12 protein-coding genes are annotated in these 11,714 nt (G+C 45.6%); 8 read left to right on the top strand and 4 right to left on the bottom strand.

Going from position 1 to position 11,714, the window contains the following annotated elements; genetic code table 11:
* Positions 1 to 48 precede the first annotated feature (48 nt).
* The 7 genes from MKZ12_RS16835 to MKZ12_RS16805 all read left to right on the top strand — a co-directional run bounded on the left by MKZ12_RS16835 (position 49) and on the right by MKZ12_RS16805 (position 6,638).
* Positions 49 to 1,122 carry an NAD(P)-dependent alcohol dehydrogenase gene (locus MKZ12_RS16835; protein WP_339255662.1) on the top strand — a complete coding sequence of 358 codons (1,074 nt, stop codon included), beginning with the start codon at positions 49 to 51 and terminating at the stop codon, positions 1,120 to 1,122.
* 171 nt (positions 1,123 to 1,293) lie between these two features.
* Positions 1,294 to 1,569, top strand: a complete 276-nt coding sequence (locus tag MKZ12_RS16830) for an HPr family phosphocarrier protein (protein ID WP_339234207.1) — start codon at positions 1,294 to 1,296, stop codon at positions 1,567 to 1,569.
* 144 nt (positions 1,570 to 1,713) lie between these two features.
* Positions 1,714 to 1,965 carry a type B 50S ribosomal protein L31 gene (locus MKZ12_RS16825; RefSeq protein ID WP_278294759.1) on the top strand — a complete coding sequence of 84 codons (252 nt, stop codon included), beginning with the start codon at positions 1,714 to 1,716 and terminating at the stop codon, positions 1,963 to 1,965.
* Positions 1,966 to 2,115: 150 nt separating this feature from the next.
* On the top strand, positions 2,116 to 2,421 hold the full coding sequence (locus MKZ12_RS16820; RefSeq protein WP_339234203.1) for a Dabb family protein: 306 nt from the start codon (positions 2,116 to 2,118) through the stop codon (positions 2,419 to 2,421).
* Positions 2,422 to 2,572: 151 nt separating this feature from the next.
* Positions 2,573 to 3,334 (top strand): SDR family oxidoreductase, encoded by a 762-nt coding sequence (locus tag MKZ12_RS16815; protein WP_339234201.1) that lies wholly within the window; start codon positions 2,573 to 2,575, stop codon positions 3,332 to 3,334.
* Between the two features lie 498 nt (positions 3,335 to 3,832).
* Positions 3,833 to 5,560, top strand: a complete 1,728-nt coding sequence (poxB, locus tag MKZ12_RS16810) for a ubiquinone-dependent pyruvate dehydrogenase (protein ID WP_339255660.1) — start codon at positions 3,833 to 3,835, stop codon at positions 5,558 to 5,560.
* A 322-nt stretch (positions 5,561 to 5,882) separates the two neighbouring features.
* Positions 5,883 to 6,638 carry an SDR family NAD(P)-dependent oxidoreductase gene (locus MKZ12_RS16805; RefSeq protein WP_278294762.1) on the top strand — a complete coding sequence of 252 codons (756 nt, stop codon included), beginning with the start codon at positions 5,883 to 5,885 and terminating at the stop codon, positions 6,636 to 6,638.
* A 120-nt stretch (positions 6,639 to 6,758) separates the two neighbouring features.
* Here MKZ12_RS16805 and MKZ12_RS16800 read toward each other — a convergent pair whose 3' ends face one another.
* The 4 genes from MKZ12_RS16800 to MKZ12_RS16785 form a co-directional block, all read right to left on the bottom strand.
* Positions 6,759 to 7,943 (bottom strand): MFS transporter, encoded by a 1,185-nt coding sequence (locus tag MKZ12_RS16800; RefSeq protein WP_339255658.1) that lies wholly within the window; start codon positions 7,941 to 7,943, stop codon positions 6,759 to 6,761.
* A 245-nt stretch (positions 7,944 to 8,188) separates the two neighbouring features.
* A complete protein-coding gene (locus tag MKZ12_RS16795; RefSeq protein ID WP_339261460.1) occupies positions 8,189 to 8,476 on the bottom strand; it encodes a metalloregulator ArsR/SmtB family transcription factor in 288 nt (95 codons plus the stop codon).
* A gap of 140 nt (positions 8,477 to 8,616) precedes the next feature.
* Positions 8,617 to 8,964, bottom strand: a complete 348-nt coding sequence (locus tag MKZ12_RS16790; protein ID WP_339255656.1) for a ribosomal protein L7/L12 — start codon at positions 8,962 to 8,964, stop codon at positions 8,617 to 8,619.
* A 40-nt stretch (positions 8,965 to 9,004) separates the two neighbouring features.
* Positions 9,005 to 10,204, bottom strand: a complete 1,200-nt coding sequence (locus MKZ12_RS16785; protein ID WP_339255654.1) for a cytochrome P450 — start codon at positions 10,202 to 10,204, stop codon at positions 9,005 to 9,007.
* Between the two features lie 188 nt (positions 10,205 to 10,392).
* Here MKZ12_RS16785 and MKZ12_RS16780 point away from each other — a divergent pair, with 188 nt between their 5' ends.
* A complete protein-coding gene (locus MKZ12_RS16780) occupies positions 10,393 to 11,370 on the top strand; it encodes an aldo/keto reductase (RefSeq protein WP_339255652.1) in 978 nt (325 codons plus the stop codon).
* Positions 11,371 to 11,714: the final 344 nt, after the last annotated feature.

Below are 11,714 nucleotides of genomic sequence, written 5' to 3'. Positions count from 1 at the left end.
TGTTTTCTTTGATGTACAATAGACAGCATGGACATACCTGAGGAGGAGATGCGTATGGGACAACATCAACTGCCCGAGAACATGAAGGCCGCAGTCATGACAAAGCCAGGACATATTATTATTGAGGAACAACCCGTTCCCCAACCAGCAGCGGATGAGGTGTTAATCCAGGTGATGGCTGTCGGGGTGTGTGGCTCGGATGTGCATTATTTCGAACATGGGCGCATAGGCAGATTTGTCGTGGAAAAACCGATCATTCTGGGTCATGAGTGTGCGGGGATCATTGCTGCTGTGGGCTCGAACGTATCACGTTTGAAAACAGGGGATCGGGTTGCTATTGAGCCTGGGGTGACTTGCGGACGTTGCACGGCATGCAAGGAAGGTCGCTATAACCTGTGTCCGGATGTACAATTTCTGGCGACCCCTCCCGTGGATGGCGCATTTGTACAATACATGGTGATGCGTGAAGATATGGTATTCCCGATTCCAGATCATCTGTCTTATGAAGAAGCCGCAATGAACGAGCCATTCTCCGTTGGGATTCACGCTGCACGCCGGAGCAAATTGGCTCCGGGTACAACCCTGGCGATTATGGGCATGGGTCCAGTTGGACTCATGGCCGTGGCTGCTGCCAAATCTTTCGGTGTAGAGAAGATCATTGTAACGGATCTGGAAGAAGTTAGGCTGGAAGCGGCACGCCGCATGGGTGCCACTCATGCCATTAATGTGCGGAATGAAGATGCGCTGGCTGTGATTCGCGATTTAACAGGTGGTGTGGGTGTCGATACCGCATGGGAAACAGCGGGCAATCCAAAGGCGCTACAATCTGCTCTGTATTCCCTTCGACGTGGAGGTAAACTTGCGATTGTGGGTCTGCCTGCACAGGATGAGATTGCACTCAATGTTCCATTTATTGCGGACAATGAAGTTGATATCTATGGCATATTCCGTTATGCCAACACGTATCCGGCAGGGATCGAGTTCCTGAGCTCCGGCCAGCATGACGTAATGTCCCTGATTACAGATCGTTATTCACTCGAAGAGACACAGCAGGCGATGGAACGTGCATTACACAATAAGAGCAGTAGTCTGAAGGTCATGGTATATCCGAACGGCAGATAGGCACAACTTGAGAGAGTCCGGCAGTTCAGGACTCTTTTTTTGTTTTTTTCACAAAATTAAGGGATAGACAAGCTCCCATAACATGGTATAATTCATGAAGATTTTAATATATAAAAGGATACACACCATCATGGTGAATAAGTACCTTGAATAAGTACCTAGCGAAAGGAAATGAAAGTTGTGAGAGTACATGAATTTATGATTCACGCTGATTTTCATCGGGATGATCTGATGTCGGTATCTTCTCAAGCGTCACGTTTTTCCTCGGATATTATTTTGTCGTATATGGAGTCTGAGCATGAGCATCGTGTAGATGTCAAAAGCCTGCTTGGAATGGCGTTACTACCCATTCGATATGGTAGTGTTGTCAGATTACAGACAAGGGGCAGGGATGAACTGGAGGCTTTGGAGTACATGCTGAATGTACTGGAGAAAGGGACGGCGTAACACCTGATTAGGTGCAAAATCACAGATATCATATTTTTTTTGGCTATTCCTCAAATCCTGCTGGTACTTTGTCCAAAAAAAGAGTATAATAAAATTTAGTTTGATTCTAAAGAAGTACCCATATTAAAGGAGTGTAAATAGATTATGCCAAAAGTTGACATCCATCCAAAGACACAAATCGTAATTTTTTACGATGCAAGTGCTGATTACAAATTCCTGAGTTCTTCCACGAAGTCCTCTAACGAAACTATGGAATGGGAAGATGGTAACTCTTACCCGGTAATCCGTGTGGACACTAGCTCCGCATCCCACCCGTTCTTCACTGGTAAACAAAGAAACGTGGATATCGGTGGTCGTGTTGATAAATTTAACCGTAAATACAACATCAACAAATAAGTTTGTCCATACATTACAAGAAAACCTCGGGATTCGTCCTGAGGTTTTTTTGTGTATTAATAAAAATTAATTCAACCAATTATTGCGCTTACAACACATTCGGATGTACACTAGAAAACAGAGCAAGAACATATGAAGGAGGAAATAGAGATGAGCAGCATCACACATATGGTAACGTTTACACTATACGCAGGTAAAGATACACCGGAGGCAGAAGCCTTTTTGAAGGAAAGTTCGGATGCACTGGCAGCCATTCCTGGGGTAGAGCAATTTCGGGTTCTGAGACAGGTAAGTGAGAAGAATGAGTTTGACTACAGCTTTTCGATGGTCTTTGCGGATCAGGCTGCGTATGATGCATACAACAATCACCCGGTTCACCGTCAGTATGTAGAAGAGCGTTGGGAAAAGGAAGTCAGTCGCTTCCAGGAAATTGATCTGATCCAGCATAATCATTAATATTCTCTACATATAGGGAAGCAAGCTGACTTACCATATACAGCATTGTACAATGCTGTATTCTTCTCTTCATAATGCGTGATTGTAGAGATAATACAATACTTCCCGAAACCGTTTTCGTTAAAATAAATTAAAGGAGGTTTTTGCTGTTATGCAATTGGATCTCACAGGAAAAACGGCTCTTGTTACAGGCGCAACCGGACAACTGGGGAGAGTCATCGCACGCACGTTGGCCAACTGTGGCGCCAATCTGGCTTTACATTACATTAATAATGATACCAAAGCTCGGGAGCTCCAGGGTGAGATTGAAGCACTTGGTCGTAAGGCTGTAATTGTACAGGGAGATATTACGAAGCAGGATACGGCATTTCGGATTCGTGATGAAATTCAGCCTGTCCTCGGCGGAGTGGATATCGTCGTTGCCAATGCGGTCATTCAATATGAATGGACAACGGTGTTGGAACAGTCTCCTGAAGATTATTTGAGTCAGTTCGAGTCCTGTGTTATGCAGAGTGTGTATCTTGCCAAAGCTTTCATTCCACATATGCAAAACGTCAAAGCAGGTCGCTTTATTGGCATTAATACCGAATGTGCGATGCAAAACTTCGCTCACCAATCGGCCTACACCGCTGGTAAGCGTGGAATGGATGGCGTATATCGCGTGCTAGCCAAGGAGGTTGGCGAGTATCAGATTACCGTAAACCAGGTTGCACCTGGATGGACAATCAGTGAACGTGATCGCTCCAGTGAGCCTGGACACGATGAAGCATACACGCGTACCGTGCCACTGAAGCGCAGGGGTGAAGATCAGGAAATTGCCAATGCAGTTGCTTTTCTCGCTTCGGATCTGTCCTCATTTATCACAGGTGCCTATATCCCGGTAAGTGGTGGAAATGTGATGCCTGCCATCTAAATACGAATAAGAGTTCAACCTTAATGAGGGTGTCCCATAAGTCATGAATATGGCGGGGGCATCCTCTTTGCTTTGTTTTTTTTGTAATGAACCTGACACACGTTATTCGCCCCCATTTGCCGAGATCTGAGAACTAACGAATCACAGAGACGTTATTTCGTCGATTCACTTGATTTTTTAGGTGTAGAAGCCCGTTTATGACTATATAGCGTTGCTGGGGTTCGTTAAATCTTGCAACTGATGATAATCTTCCTTTTAAGGTGCGGTAGGTTCGTTAGCGTTCGTTAGTCATTGGAGAGAAGCGGTATTCTTTTTGAAAAGCCTAATTTTTTGGAATTTTGCTAACAATGAAACAACCGTTATAAGGTGCTTAATTATTCATATATCCAGATATACATATGATTTGGTTCGGTTTTCAGCAGATTGGGGTATAAGAATAGGTATATTACCTGAGTGGAAACATAATCAAAATGAGCTATCAAAGGAGACCCATCACTTATGAAAAAAACAGTCGCGGACGTTCTGGTTGAATCCTTATTGAACGCTGGCATCAAACGAATATATGGCATTGTTGGAGACTCTTTGAATGCGGTGCTTGACTCCATCCGTCGTTCAGGCAAGATCGAGTGGATTCATGTGCGGCATGAGGAAGTGGCTGCTTTTGCTGCCGGGGCAGACGCTGAGGTCAGTGGAAGTATCGCCGTCTGCGCAGGTAGCAGCGGTCCTGGTAACATGCATCTGATTAACGGTCTGTACGATTGTCATCGCAATCGTGTGCCTGTACTCGCCATCGCTGCACATATCCCAAGTGACGAGATTGGTAGCGAATATTTCCAGGCGACTCATCCGGAGTATCTGTTCCAGGAATGCAGTGATTATTGTGAAGTAATTACAACAGCAAAACAGATGCCACGTTCTCTTACGATGGCGATCCAGACAGCAGTCGCACGTTCAGGTGTATCTGTCGTTGTATTGCCGGGGGATGTAGCTGGACTTGATGCGGCGGACCTGCCTGTGCCAGAGCATGTATATCACGCGACCCATCCTGTGGTTCATCCTTCTGAGCCTGAACTCGTGAAATTGGCGGAATATCTGAATCAAGGCAAAAAAATTACATTGTTGTGCGGTGCAGGCTGCGCGGGCGCTCGGGAACCCCTGATGCAGCTCTGTGATCGGTTGAAATCCCCCATGGTTATTGCGTTAAGAGGCAAGGAATATTTGGAGTATGACAACCCCTATTCCGTCGGCCTTACCGGCCTGATCGGGTATTCATCCGGTTATCATGCCATGATGGACTGTGATGTATTATTGATGCTGGGAACGGATTTCCCATATCGTCAATTCTATCCCGAAGATGCAAAAGTACTTCAGGTCGACATACAATCTTCCCATCTCGGTCGTCGTACGAAGCTGGATTACGGCGTGTGTGGGGATGTAAAATCGACCATTGAAACCTTGCTTCCATATCTAACAGAAGAACACAGTGACAAACATTTGCGTAAAAGTGTGGATCGTTATGTGAAAGTACGTAAAGAACTGGACGAGCTGGCCGTTGGAAAACCGGGCAAAAAGCCCATCCATCCGCAGTACCTGACCAAGGTCATTAGTGATGCCGCCGCAGAAAATGCCATCTTCACATGTGATGTCGGTACACCGACAGTATGGGCGGCCCGTTATATTGAGATGAGCCGCAACCGCAGACTGCTCGGTTCATTCAGTCACGGTACGATGGCGAATGCCTTGCCACAAGCGATTGGTGCCCAGGTTGCTGATCCCGGCAGACAAGTCATCTCGTTGTCGGGTGATGGTGGTATTACGATGCTGATGGGTGATCTGTTGACATTGAAACAGCATAATCTGCCGATCAAGGTTGTGGTGTTTAATAATGGAGCACTTGGTTTTGTTGAGCTGGAGATGAAGGCTGCCGGATTCCTGGAGTCGGGAACAGAGCTTGTCAATCCGAACTTTGCGATGGTTGCCCAGGCGATGGGTATGGAAGGCATTCGCGTTGAAGATCCGGGTGAACTGGAAGGGGCTGTACAGCGTGCGCTTCAGCATGATGGTCCTGTACTGATTGATGTGGTGGTGAACCGTCAGGAATTGTCCTTACCACCGAAGATTGAGTTCAAACAGGCGGAAGGATTCACCTTATGGATGATGAAAGCCGTGCTGAACGGACGCGGTGACGAGATCATTGAATTGGCAAAAACCAATTTGCTGAGATAGGCGCTACGTTAAAGTGGATATGCACGTTTGAAGGTGTGGAACCACTAATTTTAATAGGGTTATTTATGTAATAAAGAGAGCATGCAACAAGACATTCTAGTTGCGTGCTCCTTCCATGAAATGATGAAAATGTGACATGTCATATAGTATGGATACATATTATATAATTTGTTTTTATGTCGAAAGTCTATTAGAATAGGTAAAGTCAGGAAGGTTTTATGCCATTTTTGACCTACATATTGCATCATTGCATGTACGTACGTTTCATATCGTATTCATCGATCCAATCACAAGATGACACACACACATGGAGGAGATCAACATGAGTCACGCAGGAAAAGTAGCCATTATCACTGGAGCAGGAAGTGGATTGGGCCAAGCAGCAGCGCTAAAGCTGGCTGAGAAGGGCGCATCCATTGTCGTTGTGGATCTTGTCGAAGAGACAGGTCGTGAAACGGTTAAGCAGATTGAGAAGCTGGGAAGTAAAGCTATTTTTGTACAAGCAGATGTGAGTAAAGCACCTGAAGTTGAGAATTATGTAAAAAAAGCAGTCGAAGAGTTCGGACGAATCGACATGTTCTTTAATAATGCAGGTATTGCGGGTCCTGGGATCAAGTTGATTGAACATACGATCGAGCAGTTTGACCAAATTATTGATATTAACCTGAGAAGTGTGTTCTACGGGTTGAAGTATGTGATTACGGAAATGCTCAAGACAGGTGGGGGTTCCATTCTGAATACAGCCTCCACAGCCGGTATTGTTGGTGTACCCGCGGTTGCACCTTACGCAGCAACCAAACATGGCGTGGTCGGCTTGACCCGCACAGCTGCAATTGAATATGGCAAGGACAATATTCGTGTGAACGCGATTGCGCCAGGCACGATTGAGACACCGATGGTTGTTCAGTTTGGTAAAGATAATCCTGAAGTGTTCAAAGCAACGGTGGACAGCATTCCATCTGGACGCCTTGGCAGACCGGAAGAGATTGCGAACCTAGTTTCCTTCCTTCTGGGAGATGAAGCGCCGTATATCAATGGTGCAGTATATCCGATCGATGGTGCAGTTACAGCCCAATAAGCGTTAAGCTTATTGGCAATAAAATAGTTGTTAAGATGGTCAAAGAGAGGTCACTGTATGTGTACAGTGCCTCTCTTTTTGATTCCTCTTTTATACTACGAATGGTATTGCGAATTCATATTAGGCAACGTTGTGTGATGCATCAGTTTGTGTACTTTTATTAGATGATGAACGATACGAGCCAATAACAATGATGATGGCCACAACGACCCCGACAGCCCCAATCCAGGTAATCGATGACAATGATACACTGCTGACCGCGATGCCACCAATACCTGCCCCAGCGGCCATGGCTAATTGCATGACCGAACTATTCAGACTAAGCATAATCCCTGAGGATTCGGGAGCCATCGTCACGAGGTTATATTGCTGAGTTGGACCCGAAGACCATGCGGCAAAAGACCACAAAATCAGAACAAGCAAGACAGTGAGATGAGAGCTTGCCGTTATATTCAGCAGGACCAGACTCACGATATGCAGTGTCATGCCTGTGATCAACGTCCGTTTGACACCCCATCTGTCAGCACTGAATCCTCCTACTTTTGAACCAATCAGACTAGCTATGCCGAATGCGAGTAAAGCTGAACTGAGCAGTGCTTCGCTCATTCCTGCAACGGTTACGAGATAAGGTGAAATATACGTGTAAGCAATGGAATAACCACCTAACCAGAAAAATGTCACGAGCAGTGCTAAACCAATTCGTGGCTGTTTGAGCAACGATAGTTGTTTCTTCAGTGGAACAGATGCTTCCGCTTTTGAAGGCGGAATGGTGGCCGCAATAACCAGCATGGCGAGAATGCCGAGAACGGCTATACCTGCGAAAACAAGCTTCCAATCCCATGATGCAGCTACAAGCCTTCCTAGCGGAACGCCCACAATCAATGAAGCGGTAAAGCCAGTGATTACTGTGGCAATTGCACTAGCTTGTTTGCCCTCGGCAGCTATTTGGGAAGCGACTGTTAACGCCGTGACAACAACGACGCCTGCACCGAGAGCCATCAAGACACGTGCTGCGACGAACAGACCATAGCCCGGCAACAGATAAGCAAGTACATTCGCTAGAACGAACAGACCAAGGAAGTACAGCAACAGCCTGCGACGATCCCAGCGCGAAGTCAGTGCAATAATGACAGGTGTACCAAGCGCATATACGAGCGAAAAAATCGTAATGAGTTGCCCGGCAGCGATCAAAGAGATATTCATGGTATCTGCAATGCGATCCAAAATGCCGGCAATGACATATTCGGACGTTCCTACAAGGAAACTGACCAAGGCAAGAACATAGATTTTGAGCGTAGAAGACATGGATACATAACCTCTTTCTGTTCATAATTATTATAATTCTAGAAATATAGAAATAAAGACGAGAGAACAAGGCATGAATCTGTGAATGCAAATCATATGTGAAATGTAACCCATCTGCGAATGGTGATGTAACAATTGAGATCCTGAAGATTGGCATAAGCATAAACTTATGTGACCTCATTCTACAATGATAATTGTTCAATGTTTCGATATTTCTAATTATATAGAAATATAACTTAAATTTTTTATTTATTTAGAAGATAGGGAACATACTTCTGTGCGGTCTCCGTGTTCAGGCTGTAGTAGATATACGTACCTTTCTTCTGTGAGGTGAGCAAGCCGCAATCGGACAGCTGTTTCAGGTGATGAGACAGAGTTGATAGGGCAACGGTAACAAGGCGACTCTCCAGATCGGCAGGACACAGGTTGCTTTCGCCCGATAGAATCTTAATGATTTTATAGCGTGTATGTTCACCAAGTGCTTTATGAATTTTGACCACTTGTTCAAGTTCATTCGGGTTTGGTTGCATCATCATCCGTCCTTTCGTCTTTATTTCTTATTTCTAGTAATATAGAAATACAGTATCATATGCCATTTGAAAAGTAAACTCTCGGACGAAGATTCTTCCCCCGAGAGTGATGTGAGTTGTATATAGTTGTATATAGTTGTATATTACCGTTCCAGGGAATCAACATAGTCTTTGGCTTCCTTCAACGAAAGACCTCTGGCCTCGCGCAGTCGTTTAATCGCCATAATTTTTTTCCCTTGTTGTATAAGTGCAAGCAGCTCCAAATCCAGATCAGTTTGACCCGGTGGGCTTGTGTGTGAAGCAGATGCTTCCTTCGGCGACAAGGTGAAATTGTAGTCGGAGCGTGGGCTGGCAATTGCGGTTGAACCATTCTCCAGACGCTCCACATCTCTTTTCAATTCATTCAATTGGCGTTGCAGGCTGGTAACTCGGACCAATAATACTAGGATCAGAAGCGACAGAACGATCCATATCAAGGTGTTCATTTCCATGATGTCATGTGCCTCGCTTTCATGTATTCCTTATTAGCCATTATTTAAGTTGAACCGGGATTTCCTTGACACCACGAACAATCATGCCAGGTCTCCATTCCAGTTCATTCACATCTGCCTGAAGCTGCATATTTGGAAAACGATTCAGAAGTGTGCTGACTGCAATCTCACCTTCCAGACGAGCAAGCGGGGCTCCGAGGCAGAGATGAATGCCTTTGCCAAAAGCCAGGTGTGAACTTTTTTCGCGGGTAATGTCGAAGATATCAGCATCCTTAAACTGCTGTTCGTCCCGGTTGGCAGAATCAAGCGCAACGATGACAAGTTCACCTTGAGCAATATGCTGTCCACGGAATTCAATATCTTCAAGAGCCCAACGGGATGTGCTGAACTCTACCGGTCCGTTATAACGCAGCATCTCTTCAATGGCATTGTGAATAAGCTCGGGTTGCTTGATCAGCAGTTCGCGTTGCTCCGGATGCTCCAGCAGGGCGAGAATGCCGTTCCCGATGAGATTAACGGTTGTTTCATGACCGGCAATGATTAATAAAGAGACCACGCCAAGCAATTCTTGTTCAGTTAACTGCTGCCCGGATTCTTCTGCAATGACGAGCTGGCTGATCAGATCTGTGCCCGGGTCTTGGCGTACTTTCGCGAACCAGGCCGTAAGGTAATCTGTAAACTCCTTGGAATGCTGCTCAAACAGCTCAGCGCTCTCCGCTGTGGAAGCGTCGATTACCGTATTGGACCATATGCGGAATTGGTCACGATCCTGGGCAGGGACTCCCAAAATTTCACTGATAACAATGATGGGCAGCGGGAAAGCAAAATCATCGATCAGATTCATTTTTTCCTGTGACGGGAGGTTATCCAGCAGTTCATCAGCGATGTCCTGAATATGGCTTCGCATGTTAGCGACCATTTTGGGTGTGAATGCTTTCTGCACAAGTCCCCGAAGACGTCTATGATCTGGCGGATCGGAGAATAACATATTATTCGAGAAAATGCTTTGATTTTCAGCGCCATAACGTCGGACCATGTCTTTGCTGAAGCGAGGGTCTTTCAAAATCTGGACTGCATCCTCGTATCGGGTAATAATCCAACCGAATTCTCCATGTGGAAACATGACTCTGAAAACAGGCTCATCTTTTCTTAACTTTTCATACACCGGGTAAGGGTTATGTGTGAATTCTTTGGTAAAAAACGCTGGCTTTGAGGATTCGTTTATTTCATTCGGTTTCAAATGCAAAATCTCCTCTCATATTCCTTCATATGTCTGCACCTTCTATATATTCAATACGTAGGCTTTTGAAACCTTGTTTTTGGTCCAGGTGAATGATTGAGCAGGAAAATAGAGGAAGATGGAAGAAGACATGGTAGATAGAATTGGTTATTATGCTTGGTAAAAATGAAAACGAGGTGAACGCTGACATGTCTTACGCACAACTTCCTTTGCATCAACACCGGATTCCGGCAAGTCGAATGGTTCTTGGCTGTATGCGTTTTGGGGGCGAATGGGACGGGCTTCCCATTACTTCAGATCTTGTCGTGGAGGGTCATCGAGCGGTCGAAGCGGCTATCGAAATAGGGATTAATCACTTTGATCTGGCGGATATATACACACGTGGTAAGGCAGAGCATGTATTGGGGCGAGTCTTATCCGAAACTCCTGGCTTACGTGAACAGATCATTATACAGTCGAAGTGTGGTATACGTCTTGTGGGTGATGATGAAGGACCGCAGCGTTATGACACTTCAGGTGCACATATCCTGGCGAGTGTCGACGGTATCCTGGAACGGCTTGGCATCGATTATCTGGACATTTTGCTGTTACACCGTCCTGATCCACTAGCCCATCCACAAGAGATTGGAGAAGCACTGGCTGAGCTGCATCATTCCGGTAAGGTACGCCATTTTGGTGTGTCCAATATGGGGTCTGAACAGATTCGCCTTCTTCAACTTCATAGTAAAGTACCTCTGATTGTGAATCAGTTGGAGATGAGTCTGGACAAAATCGGATTCGTAGAAGCTGGTGTGACGGTGAATCGCCCCCAAGCCAGAGACAACGTATTTCCCTATGGCACGATGGAATATTGTCTGGCAGAACATATTCAACTGCAAGCTTGGGGTCCACTTGCTCAAGGTCGATTTACGGGCAGGGTCGTCGAAGGGCAACGCCCGGAGATTGCGCATACGGCTGGGCTGGTTGATCGAATGGCCAAGGAGCGTGGGGTGACACCGGAATCTATTGTACTGGCTTGGTTAATGAAGCATCCAGCAGGGATTCAGCCAGTCATTGGTTCGATTCGACCAGAACGTATTCTGGCCTGTCGTGATGCAGCAAATATGGAGCTTACCCGTTATGAGTGGTACGAGCTGTATTCCGCTTCATGCGGGCGTAGGATGTAACTAGAGATATCAGAGGATTGCTTCGTTTTGATCGAAAAATTAATAGATATTGTGTGAAAGATGATTGTAGAAGAAGACACGGTTGCTGAGCTGTGTCTTTCTTTGTGATATCTGGCCTCATTTGGTTGAAACACAATATGGAAAGTGTAATGATTCCTATGATCATATGACCTACACTGCGAATGTACTAGTCATAAGCATGCTCTTTTGCTCGAAACCCGTGTGTCGAAACGACTATAAGGATAATTCAACTTCATATTTGTGCTAGAGGATATGTCCATGGGCTTAGGAAGAGTGCTGATAAGAAGGACGTTTCAACCATTTTTATCGTTTTACCGGGTAGA

The organism is Paenibacillus sp. FSL R5-0713 (assembly GCF_037973325.1).
Taxonomy (GTDB): Bacteria; Bacillota; Bacilli; order Paenibacillales; family Paenibacillaceae; genus Paenibacillus.
This window is presented reverse-complemented; position numbering and strand designations above follow the sequence as displayed.

Coding starts and splice junctions, on each gene's coding strand:
- MKZ12_RS16800 (WP_339255658.1), bottom strand. CDS start 7,943: ATGTCTTCTACGCTCAAAATCTATGTTCTTGCCTTGGTCAGTTTCCTT.
- MKZ12_RS16790 (WP_339255656.1), bottom strand. CDS start 8,964: ATGGAAATGAACACCTTGATATGGATCGTTCTGTCGCTTCTGATCCTA.
- MKZ12_RS16815 (WP_339234201.1), top strand. CDS start 2,573: ATGCAATTGGATCTCACAGGAAAAACGGCTCTTGTTACAGGCGCAACC.
- MKZ12_RS16805 (WP_278294762.1), top strand. CDS start 5,883: ATGAGTCACGCAGGAAAAGTAGCCATTATCACTGGAGCAGGAAGTGGA.
- MKZ12_RS16835 (WP_339255662.1), top strand. CDS start 49: ATGCGTATGGGACAACATCAACTGCCCGAGAACATGAAGGCCGCAGTC.
- poxB (WP_339255660.1), top strand. CDS start 3,833: ATGAAAAAAACAGTCGCGGACGTTCTGGTTGAATCCTTATTGAACGCT.
- MKZ12_RS16825 (WP_278294759.1), top strand. CDS start 1,714: ATGCCAAAAGTTGACATCCATCCAAAGACACAAATCGTAATTTTTTAC.
- MKZ12_RS16795 (WP_339261460.1), bottom strand. CDS start 8,476: ATGATGCAACCAAACCCGAATGAACTTGAACAAGTGGTCAAAATTCAT.
- MKZ12_RS16830 (WP_339234207.1), top strand. CDS start 1,294: ATGAAAGTTGTGAGAGTACATGAATTTATGATTCACGCTGATTTTCAT.
- MKZ12_RS16820 (WP_339234203.1), top strand. CDS start 2,116: ATGAGCAGCATCACACATATGGTAACGTTTACACTATACGCAGGTAAA.
- MKZ12_RS16780 (WP_339255652.1), top strand. CDS start 10,393: ATGTCTTACGCACAACTTCCTTTGCATCAACACCGGATTCCGGCAAGT.